This is a genomic window from Rheinheimera sp. B2H12, from assembly GCF_059620065.1.
Window position 1 is genome coordinate 4,854,149 of sequence record NZ_CM184363.1, and the last position, 21,999, is coordinate 4,876,147.

The 21,999-nt window shown below is 50.4% G+C and carries 18 protein-coding genes and 1 riboswitch; of the genes, 9 read left to right on the forward strand and 9 right to left on the reverse strand.

Going from position 1 to position 21,999, the window contains the following annotated elements:
• Position 1 precedes the first annotated feature (1 nt).
• Positions 2-1,126, reverse strand: coding sequence for an efflux RND transporter periplasmic adaptor subunit (locus tag AC53GJ_RS20705; RefSeq protein WP_496730296.1), 1,125 nt, complete (start codon positions 1,124-1,126; stop codon positions 2-4).
• A gap of 517 nt (positions 1,127-1,643) precedes the next feature.
• Between AC53GJ_RS20705 and AC53GJ_RS20710 the strand changes: the two genes are divergently transcribed.
• Together AC53GJ_RS20710 and AC53GJ_RS20715 are read left to right on the forward strand one after the other, a co-directional pair.
• Entirely contained in the window at positions 1,644-2,771 is a 1,128-nt protein-coding gene (locus tag AC53GJ_RS20710; RefSeq protein WP_496730297.1) for a site-2 protease family protein, read from the forward strand.
• A 117-nt stretch (positions 2,772-2,888) separates the two neighbouring features.
• On the forward strand, positions 2,889-4,274 hold the full coding sequence (locus AC53GJ_RS20715; protein WP_496730298.1) for a serine hydrolase: 1,386 nt from the start codon (positions 2,889-2,891) through the stop codon (positions 4,272-4,274).
• A gap of 194 nt (positions 4,275-4,468) precedes the next feature.
• On the opposite strand, the gene AC53GJ_RS20720 is transcribed toward AC53GJ_RS20715, so the two are convergent.
• Positions 4,469-4,747: a hypothetical protein gene (locus AC53GJ_RS20720; RefSeq protein ID WP_496730299.1), complete on the reverse strand. Its 279-nt coding sequence runs from the start codon at positions 4,745-4,747 to the stop codon at positions 4,469-4,471.
• Positions 4,748-5,072: 325 nt separating this feature from the next.
• On the opposite strand from AC53GJ_RS20720, the gene AC53GJ_RS20725 reads away from it, so the two are divergent.
• From AC53GJ_RS20725 to AC53GJ_RS20745, 5 genes are all read left to right on the forward strand, one after another.
• Positions 5,073-9,365, forward strand: coding sequence for a hypothetical protein (locus AC53GJ_RS20725; protein ID WP_496730300.1), 4,293 nt, complete (start codon positions 5,073-5,075; stop codon positions 9,363-9,365).
• Between the two features lie 40 nt (positions 9,366-9,405).
• Positions 9,406-10,281, forward strand: coding sequence for an RHS repeat domain-containing protein (locus AC53GJ_RS20730; protein WP_496730301.1), 876 nt, complete (start codon positions 9,406-9,408; stop codon positions 10,279-10,281).
• A complete protein-coding gene (locus AC53GJ_RS20735; RefSeq protein ID WP_496730302.1) occupies positions 10,275-10,793 on the forward strand; it encodes a hypothetical protein in 519 nt (172 codons plus the stop codon). Before AC53GJ_RS20730 ends, AC53GJ_RS20735 begins: the two co-directional genes overlap by 7 nt.
• A gap of 466 nt (positions 10,794-11,259) precedes the next feature.
• Positions 11,260-12,069, forward strand: a complete 810-nt coding sequence (locus tag AC53GJ_RS20740; protein WP_496730303.1) for an RHS repeat domain-containing protein — start codon at positions 11,260-11,262, stop codon at positions 12,067-12,069.
• Positions 12,066-12,416, forward strand: a complete 351-nt coding sequence (locus tag AC53GJ_RS20745) for a hypothetical protein (protein ID WP_496730304.1) — start codon at positions 12,066-12,068, stop codon at positions 12,414-12,416. Before AC53GJ_RS20740 ends, AC53GJ_RS20745 begins: the two co-directional genes overlap by 4 nt.
• 211 nt (positions 12,417-12,627) lie before the next feature.
• Here AC53GJ_RS20745 and AC53GJ_RS20750 read toward each other — a convergent pair whose 3' ends face one another.
• Genes AC53GJ_RS20750 through rsuA form a run of 3 tightly spaced genes read right to left on the reverse strand, consistent with a single transcriptional unit; the run spans position 12,628 to position 15,178 of the window.
• Positions 12,628-13,371 (reverse strand): LytR/AlgR family response regulator transcription factor, encoded by a 744-nt coding sequence (locus tag AC53GJ_RS20750; protein WP_496730305.1) that lies wholly within the window; start codon positions 13,369-13,371, stop codon positions 12,628-12,630.
• Entirely contained in the window at positions 13,368-14,483 is a 1,116-nt protein-coding gene (locus AC53GJ_RS20755; RefSeq protein ID WP_496730306.1) for a sensor histidine kinase, read from the reverse strand. The genes AC53GJ_RS20750 and AC53GJ_RS20755 overlap by 4 nt, the downstream gene beginning before the upstream one ends.
• On the reverse strand, positions 14,480-15,178 hold the full coding sequence (gene rsuA, locus AC53GJ_RS20760; RefSeq protein WP_496730307.1) for a 16S rRNA pseudouridine(516) synthase RsuA: 699 nt from the start codon (positions 15,176-15,178) through the stop codon (positions 14,480-14,482). The genes AC53GJ_RS20755 and rsuA overlap by 4 nt, the downstream gene beginning before the upstream one ends.
• A 290-nt stretch (positions 15,179-15,468) precedes the next feature.
• Here rsuA and AC53GJ_RS20765 point away from each other — a divergent pair, with 290 nt between their 5' ends.
• Positions 15,469-16,815 carry a sodium-dependent transporter gene (locus AC53GJ_RS20765; RefSeq protein WP_496730308.1) on the forward strand — a complete coding sequence of 449 codons (1,347 nt, stop codon included), beginning with the start codon at positions 15,469-15,471 and terminating at the stop codon, positions 16,813-16,815.
• Positions 16,816-16,885: 70 nt separating this feature from the next.
• Here the strand turns inward: AC53GJ_RS20765 and AC53GJ_RS20770 are convergent, their stop codons facing one another.
• Both AC53GJ_RS20770 and AC53GJ_RS20775 read right to left on the reverse strand, forming a co-directional pair.
• Positions 16,886-17,359: a hypothetical protein gene (locus AC53GJ_RS20770; RefSeq protein ID WP_496730309.1), complete on the reverse strand. Its 474-nt coding sequence runs from the start codon at positions 17,357-17,359 to the stop codon at positions 16,886-16,888.
• Between the two features lie 185 nt (positions 17,360-17,544).
• Positions 17,545-17,997 (reverse strand): flavodoxin domain-containing protein, encoded by a 453-nt coding sequence (locus AC53GJ_RS20775; protein WP_496730310.1) that lies wholly within the window; start codon positions 17,995-17,997, stop codon positions 17,545-17,547.
• 192 nt (positions 17,998-18,189) lie between these two features.
• Positions 18,190-18,364: riboswitch (FMN riboswitch) on the forward strand.
• Positions 18,365-18,465: 101 nt separating this feature from the next.
• Here AC53GJ_RS20775 and ribB point away from each other — a divergent pair.
• On the forward strand, positions 18,466-19,110 hold the full coding sequence (gene ribB, locus AC53GJ_RS20780; RefSeq protein WP_496730311.1) for a 3,4-dihydroxy-2-butanone-4-phosphate synthase: 645 nt from the start codon (positions 18,466-18,468) through the stop codon (positions 19,108-19,110).
• Between the two features lie 15 nt (positions 19,111-19,125).
• On the opposite strand, the gene AC53GJ_RS20785 is transcribed toward ribB, so the two are convergent.
• Positions 19,126-20,430, reverse strand: a complete 1,305-nt coding sequence (locus AC53GJ_RS20785; protein ID WP_496730312.1) for a sensor histidine kinase — start codon at positions 20,428-20,430, stop codon at positions 19,126-19,128.
• Positions 20,427-21,851, reverse strand: a complete 1,425-nt coding sequence (locus tag AC53GJ_RS20790) for a sigma-54-dependent transcriptional regulator (protein WP_496730313.1) — start codon at positions 21,849-21,851, stop codon at positions 20,427-20,429. The genes AC53GJ_RS20785 and AC53GJ_RS20790 overlap by 4 nt, the downstream gene beginning before the upstream one ends.
• Between the last annotated feature and the right edge of the window lie 148 nt (positions 21,852-21,999).

Sequence of the window (21,999 nt, forward strand, 5' to 3'; positions counted from 1 at the left end):
GTTAGCCTCCGCTGGCAGCAGCAGTCAGTGCCGCCAATTGGGCCGCGGCATCAGTGGCAATTTGCTGGCCTGAAGTTAAACCTGATAACACCTGATAACAAGCCGGACTTGTGGCAGTGGCTGGGATCCGCTGCAGCCGGACCGGTTGTAACATGGCTGCGGTGCCTGTAGCAGATTTCAAATAAACACTACTCACCTCACCCCGCCACAGCACCGCAGTCAGCGGGATCCTAAGCTGACTGGTTGTCCCCTGTTGCAGCCGCAACCGTAACCAGTTACCCGGCAACATGGCGTATTGACTGTAATCTGCTGCTGGCAGCTGTAAACGCAGTAGAAAACTATGACTCTGACTGTTGGCTTGCGGTGCTATCGTCAGTTTTGGCGCTGGCAGTGTGATGACGCTGCCATCGGTCAGCTCCAGTTCGGCCGCCGGGCTTTGCCGCACCGCCTGATACTGGCTTTGTGGCAGTTGCGCCACCAAACGCAGCTGTTCCAGACTTAACCCCCGCAGCAGTGGTTTGCCGGGCACGGCCAGTTCACCCAGTTCAACAAATCGTTGCTGTAAAATACCGCTATAAGGTGCCCGCACCACGGTTTGTTCCAGTTGCTCTTTGGCTTCTGCAGCTGCTGCTGTTGCTTGATCCAACCGTGCTTTGGCCGAATTAAAATTAGCCTGCGCCAGATCTAACGCCGCTTTAGCGACTAAACCTTTGCTATGAATATCCCGCACTCTGACCAGCTCTTGTTGCTGTTCGTCAAAGCGGCTTTGGGTTTCCCGCACTGCCGCTTGCGCCTGACGCAGCCGCGCCTGTTGTTCGGTGTCGGTAAAACGGACAATCACCGCACCTTGCGGCACTAAATCATTGACATCAAATGGCAACTCCACAATCCGCCCCGAAGTTTGCGCCGACACAGTGCCTTGCGCCACCGCTTCCACCTGGGCACTCAGTTCCAGCCATTGTGGTACTGTGACGGTTTGCAGCGTCAGCCAGTCCGGTCGCGAACTGGCTGGTTGTGCCAGCGCCTGGCTAGACCAGCACAGGCTACTGAGCGCCAATAACAGCGCCATTGCTGAACCCTGCAGTAGGGTAACGTGGCGAAAATTCAACCTTGTGACTGAGCGCATCTTGGCATCCTCTTGCATTGTGGTGATAGCTTGGCAGGGTGATTGTCTGAATTTTCGCTCCAGACAGCTTAGCAGGCCCGCCATGCCCGACATCAACATTAGATAAATTTAATATAAGTATATATTAGAAAATTCTAAATATAAAAGCCGCAGACTGCATTATGGATGCTTGCACTGAGAATCCTCCCGTCAGACTGTCAATCCTGGTTGCCAACCACCCGACCAAGGCGACTGTATTAGCGATGGCGAAATTAACAGAGAGACAGACAGTTGCAAGCTATTTAACCCTGACGAATCGTCAGATTTAGCCGTGAAATGCCAATACCGGTTACTGGCAGCACCTTTTGTGGCGTTGCAGCCGACTTTTGCTTTGATCCGTGACACAACGGATACAAAAGGTCTTGCCATTCACCACGCATGGCCATGACACTTTGCCAGCCTGTCGTCTGGACGGCATAATAGCGCCTCGTTTGATTTGCTGGCGCACAGCAACAGCACAACACAATATGGAGTTCGGGTGGAATTACTGAATATTGACTGTTTTGGCAGAAAGTTACGGCTGGAAGGCTCAATGGCGGGTTGGCAACAATTGTTCTGGAATGGTCAGTTGGTGTCGCAACTGGCGGCCAGCGCAGAGCCGAATGCGCTGCGCAGCCATGTCTTTCAGTTACAGTTGCAAAGTGCAGCGGCTGAACCAACAGCACAACCCAGCTCAGAGCCAGACAGCCAAATTGTGCAGATCAGGCTCGACAGTCAGCTGAGCTGGCAGCCATTTTTGATTCAATATCAGTTATTTGCCAATGATGCTTTAGTAAGCGCTGGCGAACGTAACCACAAAGATATTGAACAACAACAGCCGGTGGTCGCACCGGTGAAACAGCAGAAAATCAGCCTGGTCGGACTGGCATCGCTCGGTTTTAAACTGCTGAAAAGTGCCAAGGTGATTAAAGTGGTGCTGGCCGGGGCAAGTGTGGCGGCTTATTCCTGGTTATTTTCTTTCCAGTTTGCTTTGGCACTGCTGGCTTGTCTGGTGTTCCACGAATATGGCCATATCCGCGCCATGCAGTATTTTGGCATGAAAACCAAAGGCATTTATTTGATCCCCTTCCTGGGCGGACTGGCGCTGTCGGATGAAAAAATCAACACCCGCTGGCAGGATGTGGTGATCTCAATTATGGGCCCCACTTTTGGCCTGCTGCTGTCCCTGGCTTGTTTGCTGGCGTACTGGTTCACCGGCAATGTGTTTTTCGCCGGGCTGGCCACTTTTAATGCCTTGCTGAATTTATTTAACTTATTGCCGATTTTACCGCTGGATGGCGGCCATATTCTGAAAAGTATCAGCTTTTCGATGAATAGTGTTGCAGGTTTAGTCGCATGTGTGATCGGTGCAGCTATTGGGGTTTGGGTCAGTTACAGCTTTGGCCTGGCACTGCTGGGCTTTTTATTACTGATTGGTAGTGTCGAAATTGTGTTTGAGTGGCGCAGCCGTCACCAAAGCCATTTATTACCGCTTGATCGTTATGGCCAGCTGTTTTCAACCTGCTGGTATCTGCTGACCGTGGCGAGCCTGATCGGTATAATTTGGTTTTTCGCCCAAAGTGGTGACGATATGTTGGGCTTACCGCTAAAGATTTTACAAAGTTAAACGAATAGCTTCGACAGCAACCATTCACATCGATAAAAACACGCTTATCATAAAAACCCGGTCACCACACCGGGGTTATTGCATGCTGATCCCAGTTTCAGCCCTGAGGATCAGCCTATGTCAACCTTAAAGCCTTTGTTTTATCCTGCCCTGCTTAGTCTGGGTTTCATGTTACCGCTGACCAGTGGTGCAGCCGTCACCCCACTCAACACCACAGCCATGCAGCAACAAATGCAACAACTGGTCGGCCAAAAAGCCAAAGCAGATCAGCCCGGTTTTACCGTGATTGTGCGCAAAGGCCAGCAAGTGCTGTTGCGTGGCGGTTATGGCCTGGCCAATCTGGAACTGGCGGTACCGCTGCAACCTGACAGCAGCCTGCGACTGGCATCGCTGACCAAACAATTTACCGCGCTGGCCGTGCTGCAATTGGTGCAGGCTGGCAAAATCACGCTGCAACATAAAGTGGGCCAGGTGTTACCGGACTACCCGGCGGTCGGACGCGACATCAGTATTCATCAGTTGCTAAGCCACAGCAGCGGGATCCCGAATTTAAGCCGGCTGCCGGAATTTCGTGACAACAAAGCCAAAGACGCCAGTTTGCCACAACTGCTGGCACTGTTTTCGCGCCAGCCGTTGCAGTTTCAGCCTGGCAGCAGATTCAGTTACTCCAACTCGAACTATGTGCTCCTGACCGCCATTATCGAACAGGTCAGCCAGCAGTCTTATGCCGATTATTTGCAACAGCATATTTTTCAACCGCTTGGTATGAAAAATACCGGTTATGACAGCGCCAGCGCCCTCATCTCCCGGCGCGCCAGCGGCTATGAACAAAGCGCAACAGGTTTTCGCAATGCCGATGTCATCAGCATGACACGCCCCCAGGGCGCCGGCGGGCTGCGCAGTACGGTCGATGATTTAAATCTGTGGGATCAGGCGCTGTACAGCAATCGTTTGCTGGAACAAAGTTTGTTACAGCAATCTTTTATCAAACACCCGGCCAGCAATGGTCAACCGCAGCCTTATGGTTATGGCTGGATGATGGCCGATCTGGCCGGACAGGTGACCCAGGAGCATAGTGGTGGCATTGAAGGTTTTTCCAGTTATGCGATTCGCATTCCGTCGCAACAGATTTATGTCGCCGTGCTGGCGAACAGTGGCAGTTTTGACAGTTATACCCTGGCGGTGAAACTGGCGGCTATTGCCATCGGCAAGCCGCTGGAACCGGATCCGATCCAACTGCCCGCCGCCACGTTAACCGCAATTACCGGCAATTACCGCTTTGACGATGGCACTGAACGGCGTATCACCCTGGAGCAGGGTCAATTAGTTTGTCAGACCAAACAGGGCGCCCGCCAGTTGCTGACGCCATCCAGTGACGGCAAGCTTTACCTCAGCGATGATATCAGTTACTTAAAGCTTGGCGCTGTCCGCCAGGGCAAAGCAGAACTGACGCTGGTGATCCGTGGTTTTGGTGAATTTCCGGCTCAGGCTATTGCTGAGTAACCGGAAGCTGACGCTGGCCTTTGGACTGGCCATCCACACTTCTCAAGAGCTGCGGATGGTGATGACCAGAGAGCCAGCGCCAACATCATCCAGTTGTGCCAGGTTCAGTGTCTCCGCAGTAAAATCAAACAATTTATTGCACTTTATCGTATTTAACTCGCAAAATGCTGATTATTTGTCCATTTACATTAAGTTTAGATAGGCGTGTGCTGCATATTTGATGCATCTGATTTACAAAAATAATACACAGAGCACAGCATGCCTAACATCCTTAAAAGCGCCCAAATTGTTACTTTCAGTTTTTTTGCCGCCGCAAGTTTGACAACTTCAGCTGCGAATTTATTTGAAACTCCTTCCGAGTTCAATTTAGAGCGTATGGCTCCGGCACCTGATATCGATATGCTTTCAGCAGAGTTAGCCGGCGACAACATTTCGTTGGCAACCGGCACGCCAACCTTTGCCGTTACAGACATTCACATCCCTGTGACCACTGGACTTTCAGTCACACTGTCGCGCTATTACAACAGACTCAGTGGGCGTAACATTCGCCAGTATCAAGAATTTGGTGATTGGGGATTAGATATCCCCAGAATTGAATCTACCTATGTCCAGGGTGACGCCCGATCCACCTATAATTTCTCCCCCTCAACCGCATGTACAAAAGCGTTAACGCCTGATTCTATTGTTGGCGCGTTAGGGCAAAATATTGAACAGTTTGAGTACTTTAATGGGGTAGATTTAATTATTCCAGCGAAAGGAGGGAGTAAGCTTTCTACTTCTACTGCGGGTGGTCATTATATGACTGATGACCATATGCGGGTCACCTGCAAGGTCGATAGCCTGAGCCAGGAATATTTTTATGTCGAAACCCCTGATGGCTATAAATATGAATTCAGGCAGCGCATTATTCAGAGTGGATTTGCTCTGGTTAAAAAAAATAAAGCCGCCACCCGTAATAAAATTATCTATGCGGTCACCTCTGTCAGAGATACCGCAGGCAATGTTCTCAGTTATAACTACCATGGTCAAAACTTGACATCTATTGCTTTCACCCCTGTATCTGGCACCAGCCAGACTATCCTGGAATTAACTTATAACACCGCTAATCGTATTACATCCGCGTCTGCTGCCGGTAAAACCTGGACCTACAGCTATACCGACAATTATTTAAAACAAGTCAGCTTGCCTGATGCCACCTACTGGCAATATGATTTTCCTTACTTTTCTAATTATGCCGTGAATATTTTTCCTGCCAGCAGAGATTCCAGCACTGCAAATAGACAATGCAATTTTATCACAGGCCTTAATTCGACTTATTTAACTGTCAAACATCCAACTGGGGCAACAGTAAAGCTTAATATCGGCCTTATTGTGCATGGCAGTTCAGACGTACCGGCCAGGTACAACATTTATTCAACAACGGCTCAGGATTGGATATACAATGTCAACGCCTGTAATGCCCATATTGCTGTCTCTTCAAAAGAAATATCCGGACCTGGGTTGTCTAATTACATTTGGCATTACAACTACTCAAACAATCTGCCTCATTGGAGCTCTGCTGAGTCAACCTATGATCTGACAACCGCGCGTTTTAATACCAACGCGCTGGTAGACAATGAAAAAGTCACTCAGTGCAGTTCAATAACAGAATGTGCCGCGGTTCCGGGCGATCTTGATTTTGAACGCTTTGACTTAAGAGTATTAACGCTGACTGCACCAGATGATACCTTCACTAAATATTACATCAGTAAACGTTACGACTATACCGAAAATCAGATAGTCGCGACTGAGCACTTCTCGGCTGCAGGTGACTTGCTTAGCCGGCAAATCAACTCTGTAGTGAGGGGAACACTGCGCGGTGATAATGGCATCAATTTCGGCCTTTCGATCGCAAACATTGATGCATCTTCGTACCCGGTTCGCAAGATCAAGACGCGTATCGTGCAGGAGGGGGATACTTATACCACCCTTTACTCTGACTTCAATGCTTACGACGTCCCCCAGCAATCCCATCAGTTGAATGATTTCAACAGCAAGGTGCTGTATCTTAAAACTGACTTTTTGCATGACACCACGCACTGGGTGCTCAATCTTCCGACGCACAGCTATCGTGCTGATTCAACCGCTTTTGGCACAGCCTATCAATCTACCAGCTATAACAGCCTGTTTAAGCCTTATCAAAAGTCGATTTTAGGCGCTGTGGTTGCGACCTATGCCTATAACGCCCAAGGGGAAGTCTCTAAAATTACCTATAACGGCTCTGGTCGCTTTGAGAGTTTTGACAGCTATTACCGGGGACGCCCGCAAAAAATTACCTTGCCTTGTGCGCTGACAAACGGTTGTGACACAGTCAACGATAGCACCCCCAATACGGTGATCGCCGCCCAAATTGTCAACAACGACGGTACAGTGCAGAGCCTGACGGATTTCAATGGCCATCAAACCAGTTATAGCTACAACGCCGTGGGTTGGTTAACAAAAGTCGATTACACCGACCCGGCCTGGTCAGACCAAACAATCGCTTACGCCCTGGTTAACACGGCCAATGATGGGATCAGTGGCAGCAACATCCCGGTCGGGAGTTGGCGTCAAATCATCACGCAAGGCAATTATCAAAAGCGGACCTATTTTGACGGCTTGCTACGCCCTATCTTCACCCGCGAAATGGATGTCAACAACAGTGCGACTGAGCGTTATCAAACCTTTCACTATGATGACAAGAACCGTCAGACATTCGCCTCCTTCCCAAGTGGTGGTGCTCTTAATCCACTGGGCATAGCAACTCGCTACGATGTGCTGGGTCGCATGCTGAGTAAAACCCGGACCAGTGATCATTCAGAACATAGATACCAGTATTTGGCCGGTAATCGGATTGAGATAACGGATCCAAATGGTTATGCCACGACCACAACCTATCTGGCATACGGGAGTCCGCAGCAGCAATACCCTGTGCTGATGAAGGCTGCAGATACAGATGATACGACTATCAACTATAACTTTTACGATCAAATCACCAGTATCACCCAAGGCCATATCACGGAATATCGGTTGTACAACGCTGCTCAACTATTATGTAAAACAATCCGCCCCGAAACGGGCATCACAGCCATGGGTTATAACACGCAACGGCAGTTGATTTGGCGTGCAGAAGGAACAACGGGCAGTACCACATCCTGCGATGAAACTGCAGTCAATGCCAGCCATAAAGTGTCGTTCAGCTACGATAATCAGAATCAACTAAGAACCGAAGACTTCCCTGACGCGGCCCCTGACCGGACTTATAGCTATGACTCAAATGGGAATCTGCTGAGTCTTTCGGCTGGCAATGTAAACTGGAGTTACCTGTACAACAGCCGGAACTTACTGGAACAAGAAACATTAACACTGGACAGTAAAACTTTTGTGCTGGATTGGGCCTATAACAGCCTGGGCGCAGTTTCTGCATTGATTTACCCTACCGGCACCACGCTAACCTACGCGCCGAATGCGCTGGGTCAACCAACGCAGGCCGGAACTTACGCCACGGCTGTCAGTTATTTCCCCAACGGCGAAGTGAAACAATGGACCTACGGCAACGGTATCGTCAGGACTGTGCAGCAGGACAGTAGCGGCCGGACGGATATGCTGACGGATGCTTTGGCTGCAGTCAACACAATCAAACTCGACCCGGCCTATGATAACAACGACAATCTCACGCAATTATTAAACTTGGTCGATACCAACTACAGTGTGACCGCACTGACTTACGATGCGGCGAACCGTTTACAAACAGCCAATGGTCAATGGGGCAGCGGCCGCTTTACCTATGACGGTTTAGGCAATCTGACCAGCAGAACCTATCACAGCACAACCCTTGGCCTTGCGTACAATCACCTGAACCGGCTGAATAATCTCACCGGTGCCGCGACCCATAGCTATGCCTATGATGACAGAGGAAATATCACCCACAACGGGCAATATGCATTGAGCTATAACAGAGCTCAGCAAATCACCTCTGCAAAATCAATCAATTACGTTTATGACGGTTACAATCGGCGCGTGAAAAAAACCAATACCACAGGCCCGGCTTATACGGTCTATAGCAAAAGTGGACAACTCCTTTACCGTGAGCTGCCTGATACCAAAACGGTCCAGAGTATCTATCTGGGAACACAGCTCATTGCAGAAATAGATATCTGTCATGCTGCCAGTTGTGGTTCGCCCATCACACAACCTGCCACCGTCTCCTGCAGTGCCGGTTATCTGTTACACAGTAGCGGCACCTTCTGTTATAAAACAGAAACAACCTCAGCATCCGTTAGTTACACTTATGGCTGCCCCAGTGGGTTTACCTTATCCGGCAGCAGCTGTAGCAAAAACGAAACCGTCGCTGCCAATGCCACCACCACCTACAGCTGCGCCAGCGGTTTTACCTTATCTGGCAGCAACTGTGTCAAAAACGAAACCGTCGCTGCCAGTGCAACCATTACTTACAGTTGCGCCAGCGGCTTTACCTTATCCGGCACCAACTGCGTCAAAAACGAAACCCTCGCCGCCAGTGTCACCATCAGCTACAGCTGCCCCAGCGGTGGCACCGCCAATACCAGTACTGGCCAATGCACCCGCTTTTATACCGTCACTGCAAAATACCAACCCACTGGCGCTGGCATTAGCTGTTATGGCGGTTTTCCCGGTATGGTCAGTGATTGGGATTGTACCCAGGTCTACACCGCCGCCCAAAGCCAGTCTTATTCATGCAGTGCCGGCTGGAACCTCACTGGCACCACCTGCAGCCGCACCCTGACCCAGGCGGCCACCAGCACCACCACTTATGCTTGCACTGCAGGCTGGAATCTCAGTGGCACCACCTGCAGCCGCACCCTGACCCAGGCTGCCGCCAGCACTACCGCTTATGCTTGCGCTGCAGGCTGGAACCTCAGTGGCACCACTTGCAACCGCACCCTGACCCAGGCTGCCGCCAACACGCCCGTCTATTCCTGCGCTGCAGGCTGGAACCTCAGTGCCACCACTTGCTCGCGTCAGCTCACTGCTGCGCTGATTTATTCCTGCCCCGCTGGCTGGCAGTTAACAGGCTCCAATTGCATCAAATGAAACAAACCATGGTTTTTGGCTGATTTTTAAGGAGATAGCCATGTTTAAACTGATACAGGCTGCGCTGCTGTTGCTCGCTCTGCTCTCGACCCAGACGCCTGCCGCCACCACTGTGCGTTATCAGCATACGGATATTTTGGGCTCTGTGGTCGCAGAAACTGACGCCGCCGCCAATATCATCAGCCGCAGCCATTATGAACCCTTCGGCAAACGCTCAGCAGGAGATAAAGCCGGCATCAGCTACACCGGACACCTGCAAGATGAAGATTTAAATCTTATTTATATGCAGGCACGATACTATGATCCAGTCATAGGTCGTTTTTACAGCAATGATCCGGTGGATACACTGAGTCACCTAAATAGTCCAAATGGCACTCACGGTTTTAATCGCTATGCATATGCCAATAATAATCCGTATAAATATACAGATCCGACAGGTATGACGTCATGGCCTGTTGATAAGAACCAAAATGGACAAGTTGTAGTCACCAGTCAGTTTGGACCAAGGAACACAGGCATAAGTGGAGCATCCTCTAACCATTCTGGAACTGATTTCAGAGCAGGAAAAGGTGCAGACATTAAAGCTACGGAAAGCGGAACCGTCGCCAAAATTAGTTCAAGTGAAAAAGCAGGAAATTCTGTTTTAATATCAAATGATGATGGCAGTATGAGTGGGCATGCACATACTTCAGCTGCTGAAGGATTAAAAGAAGGAGATAAAGTTTCAGAAGGCAGTGTTGTCGGGAAATCTGATGGTTCTGGTGCTGGCAACGCACCTCACCAACATTATACATACAGGCCGGGAACCCCAAGCAATCCAGCTACAACATCTACACCCAAAGTTGATCCAATGAAAACGCAATTTAAAGATATGCCGCAGAAGGAAGTCTGCATTAAGGGGAGTGGATCATGCTAACCACATACGTTCGTTTCCGTAACACAATAATGTTTTTTACTTCCCTGCTTTTTATGGGGGGATGTAATGCAACCGATTCAAGTGAGCATCTGTTACTTGATGAGAAAGTGGATAATTTCATTACTCATTTGCTCGCCAGAGATGAGGAGTACATAGTGAATAATTATCTTGATTCTTCACCAACCTTTTCTAACAACGGACGCTTGACCAAAGATGTAGCCAGCTTTCTTTATGAATCGGATTCCAGCATAGGAAAAAAATCTATACAGGATGTTACATCCAAGAGGGAATTTTCGAAAAAAATAATTTGGCAAAATAATCAGATATTTACCGTGATAGTTACGAACAAAGATAACTTTAACAATCTGAGTAATTTGACATTTTTAGAGAATGAATGGATGAAAAAATATTTTGCTTGTGAGTTCGTAGTAAAAGATGCATCTATTTTGTTATATCAGAATGTTTGCTTTGCTGAGACAGGAGGACCGTTCCCTCAGGACAACGATTTTTAAGCGTCTTAAAAATGTATTGCTAAAAATTTAACCCAAAGCCCACCTCGACCACTATAAATCTCCGCTGTTCGAGGCAGGGCTTTGTTACCAATTCCTTATGCCGCCTGAGCCGGGCTCGAGTATGTAAAATATTCTGTGTAAGTGGCTGTTAATCATAGGGATACACGATCAGACTATGCCCTACTTGTCATAGCCCTGACCCAGGCTGCCACCAGCACGCCCGTCTATTCCTGCGCTGCAGGCTGGAACCTCAGTGGCACCACTTGCAACCGCACCCTGACCCAGGCTGCCGCCAACACGCCCGTCTATTCCTGCGCTGCAGGCTGGAACCTCAGTGCCACCACTTGCTCGCGTCAGCTCACTGCTGCGCTGATTTATTCCTGCCCCGCTGGCTGGCAGTTAACAGGCTCCAATTGCATCAAATGAAACAAACCATGGTTTTTGGCTGATTTGTAAGGAGATAGCCATGTTTAAACTGATACAGGCTGCGCTGCTGTTGCTCGCTCTGCTCTCGACCCAGACGCCTGCTGCCACAACTGTGCGTTATCAGCATACGGATATTTTGGGCTCTGTGGTCGCAGAAACTGACACCGCCGCCAATATCATCAGCCGCAGCCATTATGAACCCTTCGGCAAACGCTCAGCAGGAGATAAAGCCGGCATCAGCTACACCGGACACCTGCAAGATGAAGATTTAAATCTTATTTATATGCAGCAGCGGTATTATGACCCGGTGATTGGTCGGTTTTACTCGAATGATCCGGTTGGGTTTAGTGCTGATAAGCCGATGATGTTTAACCGGTATGCATATGCGAATAATAATCCTTATAAATACACGGATCCGGATGGCCGTCATCCTGTGATTATTGGAATAGGTATAGGGCTAGTTTTTGATGCTGCGATAGAAGCAATCAGCGGAGAAGATAATTCTGATGCCACAACAGCTGGCAATGCTGCAATAGGTGGTGCTGTTGCAGCGACAGGACCTTTCGAGGATAAACCTAGAGGAGGTGCGGCTGGAGGTGGACCCGCAGGCAAGAAGACTTCTGTAGCCAGTAAAATCAACCATTCATTAGCGAAAAGCGGCAAAATATCAACTAGGCAAAGGCATGTTGTAACAAAAGTTCTCAGAAAAGTGCCTTATGTTGGAACCGCAATTGCTGCTGGTCAACTGGTTAGTGCTGTTAATGATAGAGCAAATTCTGAAAATAAGGATGAAAATAAAAAACCTGAAACGCCAGAGCCTAAAGAACAGCCTGATGAGAAGAAAAAATGATGAATAAAACTGACAATATTTTTGAAAGCTATCTTACGGAGAGCGGTCTCAATTCTTCGTTCTTAGACCAGTCATCACTTGATGTTCGCCTTTATCATGATCTTGGTTTTTATGGTGATGTAGCTGAGGGATATATAGATCTATTGAATGAAAAGTATAGTGTAGACATATCTGATTTTAAATTTGATGAGTATTTTCCGTCAGAATTTGAAGGAAATAGTAATACACAAAGAGTTATTTTTTGGATTTTTCCTTTTTTGAAAGGTATCGGTAAAAATAAACAGGCTTATAAACCATTCACGTTTAGAATGATAAAACATGCTATAGATACAAAACGTCTTAGATAGTTTTATATCTATTTCATGCAATTTAATATTTAGTCTCTGACAGGACACTTGTAAGCGAGTGTCCTCTTTCTATTCGCAAACCGTGCAAAACAACCAGCAGCCTGGTCAGTGTTTTCCAATAGAAGTGATCAGTGCTCGCCAGCAGGGCTGTCATTTTTCTGCAGCGCCTACATGGTCTCACCTTGTTTAGACCATGCAGTCAAGCCTGCGACTACAAACTCAGCTGCTGGCGCAATTCGGCACTTTGCCGGCGCGAAACTTCGATTTCGGTGCCACAGCGCAGTCGTAACAGCAAACCGCCGCTGATGGCGGGTTCCACTGCCACCACGAAACTCAGATTTACCAGTTGCTGCCGGTTAGCGCGAAAAAACAAACCAGCAGCCAACCGTTGTTCAATGCTGGCCAGCGTGCGGTAGACCAAAGGCGCCGCTGTCGCCAGCTGCACTTTGCTGTAATTACCGACGGCTTCGAACCAACGGACTTCACTGATTTTCAGAAAATAACAACGCTCGCCATCTTTAATAAAAAAATTGCTGTCGGCCTGTAACTGAGGTGCGGCGGACTGTTCAGCATCCTCAGCATGGGTCGCTGCAGCTGCGCTGTTTGACGAAATTGACAATTTTGCCAGCGCCTGCGCCAGCCGCTCAGCGGTGACAGGTTTTAACAGATAATCGACCGTTGGATAATTAAACGCCTGCAACGCATGTTCAGCATAAGCCGTGGTAAAAATAATCTTCGGGATAAACACCAGTTGCGCCAGCAGGTCAAAGGCAGTAGCGCCAGCCAGATCAATATCCAGCAGCAGCAAATCTGGTTGAGTTGTTTCGATCATGTGCAGCGCAGTCGGCACATCCGCAGCTTCACCCACCAGCTGCAATTGCGGCCAATGCAGCAATAATTCAGTCAGCTCCAGCCGGGCTAAGCGGGAATCTTCAATAATCAGCACTTTGGTCATACTGGTTGCTGCCTCGGTGCAGTGATGTTGTGACAGAGTGGCGGCCCGCTGAAACTTACCGTCGCAACGACGGTATCCGCCTGCTGTTGCAGGCTCAGACTGGCGTGATCGGCAAATAACAACGCCAGTCGTTGCCGCAAATTGACAAGGCCAGTGCCGCTGCTGCGGTGTGCAGACTCAGCTGGCAAGCGGCCACTGTTTTGCACTATCAGTTGCCAGTGGTCGGCGACCGGGTCAACAGTCACCACCAGCGCAATCACGCCACCGGCTGCGCTTTGGCTGACGCCATGTTTGATAGCATTCTCCAATAACAGCTGCAAGGTCAATTTCGGCACCAACAGCGATAAAGCCGACGGATCAATCTGCCTGGTCACGGTCAGCCGCTGTTCAAACTGGATCTGCATCAGCGCAATATAATTTTCTGCCACCGCCAATTCAGTCCGCAGTGGCACCAGCACCTGCTGATCGGCGCTAATCTGATACCGCAGCATATCGGCAAAATGTGCCAGCATCCGACGCGCTGCAACCGGATCTTCCAGGATCAGCGCCCGGATGTTGTTAATACAGTTAAACATAAAATGCGGGTTTAACTGCGCCAGCAAAGTTTGTAACTGGCTTTGCTGTAATTGCAGCTCTGAAGCCAGTTGGAGCTGCTGCGCCTGCTGCAATTGCTGTTGCCGGCTTAACATCAGATACAAGGCGCTCCAGGCCAGATATAACGGCAACAAGAGCACGGCCCTGGCACCAAGCGGCTGCGCATCCACCATGCCCTGAACGAGCGGCCACAGGCTGGCCAGCACCTTTAACAACGCATGATGCAGCACATCCAGCAGCAAGGCCAATACCAAAGCACTGCCAAACCAGCAAGCTAAAGTGCCGGCAGTGCCAAGCAGAAACTGGCGCAAGCGCTGCCAGAAACTGCGCAGCACTAAAGAACCGGCCAGCGCCAACATGCCAAGCAAGAACGCCGGCAACGCTGTCTGCAAACTTAAGGCTTCATCTGCGGTCAGCACCAGCAACTGCAGAATGGCAAAAAAACTCCAGCCAAGACTCTGATACCACCAGAAACCTTGGCTGGCGTTGCGGCCCTGAGGTGCGGTCAGCGCTCTCATGCCACCAGCGCAGCCACTTCGGCTGGGGTTAAAGCCCGGTATTCGCCGGGTGTCAGTGCAGCGCTATCCAGCGCAAAACTGCCAATTTGTTCCCGATGCAATTGCTCAACTTTATTACCAATGGCGGCAAACATCCGTTTGACCTGATGGTAACGGCCTTCATGAATGGTCAACAGGCACTCAGTCGGGCTGACAATCACCAGTTGCGCCGGTTTAGTCAGCAATTTTTCACCACGCAGCATCACCCCTTCGGCAAATAAGGCGATAGCTGACGCTTCGACCGGATCGGCCAGCCAGGCGCGATAGGTTTTGGCGCATTCATGTTTTGGCGAGCTGATTTTATGTGACCACTGGCCATCATCGGTGATTAACAACAAACCGGTGGTATCCAGATCAAGCCGGCCAACGGTATGGAGTTTGTCCATTAACGGCTCGTCCATCAGCATAAACACCGTATTGTGATCCGGATCTTCGGTGGAACAGACATAACCGGCTGGCTTGTGCATAACAAAATAACGCAGGCCTATCAATTGCAGCTCCTCTTCTTCCAGCCAGATTTTATCGGTCGCACTGACCTGGCTGGCCGGTTGTTTACACAGCTGCTGGTTAACCTGGACCAGCCCCTGCCGGATCAGCTTGCCAGCCTGACTGCGGGTTAAACCAGTACAATCACAAATAAATTTATCTAAACGCATGCGGGGGACCTATCAGAAAACACCAGAGCACAGCATCAGCGCTGCAAAGTACCAGTGTAAAGCTGACGCCAGCCGGCGGCAACCTCAGCGCTGGCAACAACTACAAATTCCACCGCCGCATCGGCTGGCAAGTCAGCGAATAACTGCAACAGCGCAGGCCCGCTGTCACCTGCTTTTTACCGTCCGTCAGCGTGCAGTTAACTATTTTGGTTGCATTGCAGCGGTCATTTCCTCTACATTGCTTGGCAAACTATTCCTATAAACAAACATAACCTTACTTCGGGACAATCATGACCAATACAACAACAGCCCGCGGCAGCTGGGGCTCCCGCATCGGCTTTATTCTGGCAGCTGCCGGTTCTGCAGTTGGCCTTGGTGCCATCTGGAAATTTCCTTATGTTGCAGGCGCTAACGGCGGCGGTGTGTTTTTGCTGGTGTACCTGGCCTGTATTTTTTCGGTCGGTGTCGTGATGATGCTGGCCGAAATGATGATTGGCCGTAGCGCGAAAAAATCTGCCACCTCAGCCTATCGCCAGCTTGGCAAAAGTCAGTGGCACTGGGCGGGCTGGATTTCGGTGCTCTGCGTTTATCTGATCCTTGGCTTTTATTGTGTGGTCGGTGGCTGGACCATTGCTTATATTGTCGAGGCCATCAAAGGCGATATTCTGACCACAGATGCCAAAGTGCTGAGCGATACTTTTACCCACTTTATTGCTGATCCAACCTCATCGCTGATCTATACCGCTGGTTTTATGCTAATTACGGCCGCTATCGTCATCGCCGGGGTACAGGCTGGTATTGAACGGATCTGTAAAATCCTGATGCCGGTATTGTTTGGCCTGATGTTATTCCTGGTCTATCGTAGTCTGAGTTTACCGGGTGCGATGGAAGGTGTGATGTATTTTATCACCCCGGACTGGAGCAAACTGTCGATTAAAATGGTGCTGGATGCACTGGGTTTAGCAGTGTTCTCATTATCTGTTGGTGCCGGTCTGATGATTGCTTACGGCTCTTATTTAAGTGCGGAAACCAAAGTGGTGAATGCCGGTTTATGGATTGCCAGCTTAGCGACCATGGCCAGTGTGTTAGCGGGCTTAATGATTTTACCAGCGGTGTTTGCTTTTCATGTCGACCCTGCTGCTGGCCCAGGCCTGACCTTTATTACCATGCCAGCGCTCTTTGCGCAGATGGCAGGTGGCCAAATTCTGGCGCTGGTGTTTTTCTCTTTGCTGTTATTCGCTGCTGTCACTTCGTCCATTTCCATTCTGGAACCGGCAGTGGCCTTCCTGATTGACGAATACGGCATGGCACGTAAAACAGCCACTCTGGTTGTCAGTATCAGTAACTATCTGATTTTATGTGTACCAGCCGCTTTATCTTTTGGCGCTATGGCTGAAGATATGAAAATTTTCGGCAAAACGCCGTTTGATCTGATGGACTTTATTGCTTCGAATCTGCTGATGCCACTAGGCGGTATGCTGGCGGCAGTCTTTGTTGGCTGGCGCATCTGGCCAGAAATCAAAACCATTCTGGAGCAGGAAATGCACAAGCATGTGCTGAGCTGGTACCGTCTGATGGCGGCTATTGTGGCGCCATTGCTGATTGCTATTGTGGCTTATATGACAATTAAAGGCTAAATTAGCTGGCTGGTTCCGGCCAATAAAAAAGCAGCTCAGGCTGCTTTTTTATTAGGTTTACTCACAGCAACTAGGGCTGCTTTTTTAACGGGGGAGCCACCGGAGTTTTCGCTGTATTGTGTTCAGATCCCAACAAAGCCGTGCTGCTGTCATGCTGCTGCCGACCCAGCCGGCGCACTTTCTCTGCCTGATGTTTAGCGCCAGGCGAAAAAGCGCTCGGTAATACTTCAATACCCAGTTTTCTGCCAAGTTTGACGATCAACGGAATAGTGATAGGCGCAAAGGGCAGAATAGCAAAAATACCGAGTCCGGTGGCACGCAGCACATCCGCCAGTTGAGCGTTTGCTCTGGCCAGTTCAGCTTTACTGACGTCACCTGTGACATAATGCTGGTAGATCCGCAACATCTGTCGGGTTTCGTCTTTTTCCTGCGCCAGCGCAGTTTTCAGCCGGATCATGCTAAAACGGATCCGGATCTTACTTTTGCGTCTTTGCAGCCGCAGCACCCTGAGTGGGGCTTTATGCAGATGACGTAACAGTTTCATGCCGATCCCCGTACCCTGTAATCAAAGCTCCTGTCGAGCCGCGCCAGTTGCCAACCTTGCCAACCTTGACAACCGAATTCCCCCAGCCTTGCAGGCTGGCTATTATCCGCCGCTTAGCGCCGAAACAACAGCGCTATTTGCTACTGCTTTGGTCGAATGAGTGACCAAGCCAGTCCGGCTAAGGTTCACCGCAGCGCGGCATAATGCTGTTGCAGCCAGGGTAAGGCCAGCGTTTCCGGCTGCAAAGTTTCACCTGCGTCAATCCTCAGCATAGCTGCTAATTCTGTACCTTGCAGTTGGCTGAGTAAGGCATGCCAGTGCTCGCCAGCGCCACAGTAAGTGTCATAATAGCTGCTATCACCCAACACTACGACAGCCCAGCTTTTGCCGGTCAGCAACGGAAATTGCTGGTTCACCTGACTATAAAACGGCACTAAATCGTCCGGGATATCGCCCTGACCCGTGGTTGAAGTCATCACCAGCCAATGATCGGCCTGATACGCCAACACTTCGCTCAGTTTGGCCGGATAAAACAACTGGGCCTGATGCCCAAACCGCTGTAACTCAGTGACAGAGAGTTGCGCCAGTCGTTTGGTTGCACCGTAAACAGTGCCTGCCATCACCGCTATTTTTGCCATCCCACTTCCTCCAATACTGCCAAGCTTTATCCCACCCACCTTAACAGAAGTTGAAGGCTGGCGACTAGCGTGGGCCACCAGCTTGGGCTAGTCAGGGCTCATTTTCGGCCAATCGTTAAAAATCCGGGTTTGCTGGCCGGTAAAAATTCGCATTCTGCCAAAGAAATCATTAGCATAGCTGCGCCTTTCCAGGCAAATTCTCAGGGCGGGGTGTAATTCCCCACCGGCGGTAACTGGAGCCAGGCAGCAACTTATTGCTGCCGGTTGCAGCAGCCCGCGAGCGCCTGCCGGCAAACTGCTGGCAGGGTCAGCAGATCCGGTGTGATGCCGGAGCCGACGGTGATAGTCCGGATGCAAGAGAATGATCAGAACCTGCCCGTCAGGTTCCGCTTTGTGCTGCGCCTTCATCGGTGGCAGCTCTCTTTATGCCCTGATTCAGGTAGTTATTGTCAATGAAAGGACCTTACCATGAGTCAGTTATTAGCAAGTCAGTTTGGTGACAGTCAGCAGCGGGTGCTGCAGGCTATTGCCGATATCCGCGCCGGTCGTGGCGTGTTGGTGGTAGATGATGAAGATCGGGAAAATGAAGCCGATTTTATCTTCGCCGCCGAAAATCTTACCACAGCCCAAATGGCACTGATGATCCGCGAAGGCAGTGGCATTGTCTGTCTGTGTCTGACCGCCGATCAAACCGAGCAGTTGCAATTGCCACCTATGGTGCAGCACAACAACAGCAAAAACGGCACTGCCTTTACGGTCAGTATTGAAGCCGCCACTGGCGTCAGCACCGGTGTTTCTGCGCAAGACCGGGTCACCACCATCCGCACCGCTATTGCCGCAGATGCCAAACCCGCTAATTTGGCAAGGCCAGGCCATGTGTTTCCGTTAAAAGCCAATCCGGGTGGCGTGTTAAGCCGGCGTGGTCATACCGAAGCTGCGGTCGATTTAGCCCGCCTGGCCGGATTACAACCCGCTGGCGTGTTATGTGAGCTCACCAATCCGGATGGCACTATGGCCAGACTACCGGAGGCCATCCGCTTCGCCCGGCAACATCAGATGATAGTGCTGACGATTGAAGATCTAGTCGCATTCCGCTTAGCGCAGCCGGCGTAAAAATATTCAACACAGTTAACTGAATAATAAGCGAAAACAAGCGCCGTTTTCGGTGGGGACCGTCAATAAGTCCCCACCATGATTCAGCATGATTTGTCGTGCCAGCGCCAGACCTATGCCGGAACCCTGCCGTTTGGTAGTAAAAAATGGCACAAAAATCAACGCTGCCGCTTCAGCACTAATGCCGGGACCATTGTCTCTGATATCCAGCCGCACTTGATCGTCCTGCAACGCAGACAGCGTCAGCCAAATCTGCGCCGGTTGCCGCACTGCCGGTTGCTGTTGCAACGCCTCGATGGCATTTTTCAGCACATTAATCAGCACCTGTTCAATCTGGCCGGCATCCAGCAACACGGTTCTGTCTTGTGCTATCAGGCTTTGACACTGGATCTGTTGCTGCGCCAGCTCAACGCTGAACAGTTGCAGTACTTGTTGCAACAAGCGACTCAGTCGCACCGGCTGTAACTGCGGCAGCGGCAAGGCGGCCACCTGGCGGAAATCCTGAATAAAGACGCCTAAATGACTGGTTCTGGTACTCAGAGTGGTCAACGCCAGTTGCAAATCGGTTTTATCCTCGGCACTGTCAAAACACAGGCCTGCCGGCATTAAACTGACACAACTTTGCGCCAGCGAACTGAGCGGCGTAATCGAATTCGCTACCTCATGGGTCAACACCCGGGTTAAGCGGCTGTAAGCCTGTTGTTCGCGCAGATTTAATAACTGCTGCACCGACTGCAAAGTGACAATCTTCATCGGCGCTCCGGCAATCACCACACAACTGACCAGTACCGACAAGGTATCCGGCTGCTCTCCACGTTGCCATGGGCAACTGCCGCGGGCGGTGCCAGTTTGCACCTGCTGAATAAAAGCGCTCAGTGTCGGTTGTAACTGCGCCAAAGACTGTGGTTTTAATCCCAGCAAACGGGCAGTGGCCGGACTTTGCTCACTGATCTGGCCATCCTCAGTACAAATCAGCAACGCCAAATCAATCTGCCACAACACCTGCCGCAAAAACTGCAGTTGGCTTTCACTGCTGAGTCTGGCCTGCTGCATCCGTGACCTGGCTTGCTCAAAATGCTGTTGCAGCGGATGTTCCGCCGCTAATCCCAACGAATTATCACCATTGGCCAGCGCACGGAATAATTGCTCCGGTAGTTGCTGTTGCTGCAACAACATTTGCCGCATCAACCACAACACAGCGACCAACAGGAGCAACAACAACAGCAACGTCGCGCTAAAACCAGCCGTACTGACCGACACTAGCACGGCGCCGAGCGCTGCGCATAACAGGCCGTAGACGATAATTCGATTGGCATTCATAAGCCATATTTCTCCAGCCGGCGATACAAAGCACCGCGAGTTAAACCCAGCGCTTTGGCGGCATGACTGACATTGCCCTGAAAATGCCGCAGCGCGGCTTGAATGGTTTGCAGCTCCACCTGCTCCAGATCAAACACCGGGCTGGCACCGCTGACAGTTCTCAGCGGCGCTGCACTGTCCTGTTGATCCGGCCAACTCACTGCTGCAGGCGCTTGCAGGGACGGACATAACAAGGCCAATTCAGGTTCCGGCCCTTCGGCTAGAATCACCGCCCGCTCCACCGCATGGGCTAACTCGCGGACATTACCAGGCCAGGTGTAGCTTTGCAGTTGCTGTAACAACGACGGGCTGAGTCGCAACTCACGCTGATATTTCTCGCCATACAAGGTCAGATAATGTTGCAGTAACAGTGGAATATCCTCAGGCCGCTCGCGCAGCGGTGGCAGCCGGATTTCAATGGTGTTAATCCGATACAGTAAATCCTGCCGGAAACGGCCTTCCGCCACCGCTTGTGGCAGCTGTTCATTGGTGGCACAAATCAGCCGGATATCGGTCGCGATGGCTTTATTACCACCGACCGGGGTGATCGACCGGTTTTGCAATACCGCCAGTAATTTCACCTGCTGTTCCAGTGGCATATTGCCAATTTCGTCCAGCAACAGACTGCCGCCGTGCGCCAGCTCAAATTTGCCAATCCGATCAGCTTTGGCATCGGTAAAAGCGCCTTTTTTATGACCAAACAACTCACTTTCCAGCAAAGTGCCGGACAAGGCGCCCATATCCAGACTGATCAAAGGTTGCTGCGCTCTTAAACTGCGTTGGTGAATGGCGTGAGCAGTCAGCTCTTTGCCGGTGCCACTTTCACCACTGAGCAGAATATTGGCATCGGTTTGCGCAGCTTTATCAATGATATCAAACACCTGCTGCATAGCTTTACTCTGACCAAGTAAAGGTGACACGGCTGCAGACTGGCTGCTGAGCGCCTGACTGAGCCCTTGCGTTTGCCGGCTGAGCTGATTCAGCCGCTGTTTGTCGCGGGCATGCGCCAGTGCCGTCGCCACTGTGGTCAGCAATTGATCATTCTGCCAGGGTTTACTGACAAAATCGGTGGCACCACATTTAATCGCTTCCACCGCCAACTGCACATCGCTGTAAGCCGTCATCAGGATCACCGCAATGGCCGGATCCTGAGCGTGGATTTTTTTCAGCCAGTAAAAACCCTCCTGACCACTGCTCAAATCACGATGAAAGTTCATATCCAGTAGCACCACATCTATTGGCTGCTGTTGCAAAGTGGCTTCAATGGCAAAGGGATCGGTCAGCGTCAGTACTTGCTGATAATGCTGTTTTAGCACCAGCCTGGCAGCTAATAACACGTCCGGGTGATCATCGACAATCAGCAACGTCGCTTGTTGTTTCAACCTGTTGTTCTCCCTGGTAATTATGCAGCAGCACCAGCCTAACCGAAAAAGCCGCAAACTGTCCAGAAATGGACATGTCGACACTGCGCCACTGTACCATTTGCGGACAGTCAACCGTGATGCACGCCGACCAAATAGACATAAATCA

Coding starts and splice junctions, on each gene's coding strand:
- AC53GJ_RS20705 (WP_496730296.1), bottom strand. CDS start 1,126: ATGCGCTCAGTCACAAGGTTGAATTTTCGCCACGTTACCCTACTGCAG.
- AC53GJ_RS20715 (WP_496730298.1), top strand. CDS start 2,889: ATGTCAACCTTAAAGCCTTTGTTTTATCCTGCCCTGCTTAGTCTGGGT.
- AC53GJ_RS20720 (WP_496730299.1), bottom strand. CDS start 4,747: ATGTCTGTAACGGCAAAGGTTGGCGTGCCGGTTGCCAACGAAATGTTG.
- AC53GJ_RS20725 (WP_496730300.1), top strand. CDS start 5,073: ATGACTGATGACCATATGCGGGTCACCTGCAAGGTCGATAGCCTGAGC.
- AC53GJ_RS20730 (WP_496730301.1), top strand. CDS start 9,406: ATGTTTAAACTGATACAGGCTGCGCTGCTGTTGCTCGCTCTGCTCTCG.
- AC53GJ_RS20735 (WP_496730302.1), top strand. CDS start 10,275: ATGCTAACCACATACGTTCGTTTCCGTAACACAATAATGTTTTTTACT.
- AC53GJ_RS20740 (WP_496730303.1), top strand. CDS start 11,260: ATGTTTAAACTGATACAGGCTGCGCTGCTGTTGCTCGCTCTGCTCTCG.
- AC53GJ_RS20745 (WP_496730304.1), top strand. CDS start 12,066: ATGATGAATAAAACTGACAATATTTTTGAAAGCTATCTTACGGAGAGC.
- AC53GJ_RS20750 (WP_496730305.1), bottom strand. CDS start 13,371: ATGACCAAAGTGCTGATTATTGAAGATTCCCGCTTAGCCCGGCTGGAG.
- AC53GJ_RS20755 (WP_496730306.1), bottom strand. CDS start 14,483: ATGAGAGCGCTGACCGCACCTCAGGGCCGCAACGCCAGCCAAGGTTTC.
- rsuA (WP_496730307.1), bottom strand. CDS start 15,178: ATGCGTTTAGATAAATTTATTTGTGATTGTACTGGTTTAACCCGCAGT.
- AC53GJ_RS20765 (WP_496730308.1), top strand. CDS start 15,469: ATGACCAATACAACAACAGCCCGCGGCAGCTGGGGCTCCCGCATCGGC.
- AC53GJ_RS20770 (WP_496730309.1), bottom strand. CDS start 17,359: ATGAAACTGTTACGTCATCTGCATAAAGCCCCACTCAGGGTGCTGCGG.
- AC53GJ_RS20775 (WP_496730310.1), bottom strand. CDS start 17,997: ATGGCAAAAATAGCGGTGATGGCAGGCACTGTTTACGGTGCAACCAAA.
- ribB (WP_496730311.1), top strand. CDS start 18,466: ATGAGTCAGTTATTAGCAAGTCAGTTTGGTGACAGTCAGCAGCGGGTG.
- AC53GJ_RS20785 (WP_496730312.1), bottom strand. CDS start 20,430: ATGAATGCCAATCGAATTATCGTCTACGGCCTGTTATGCGCAGCGCTC.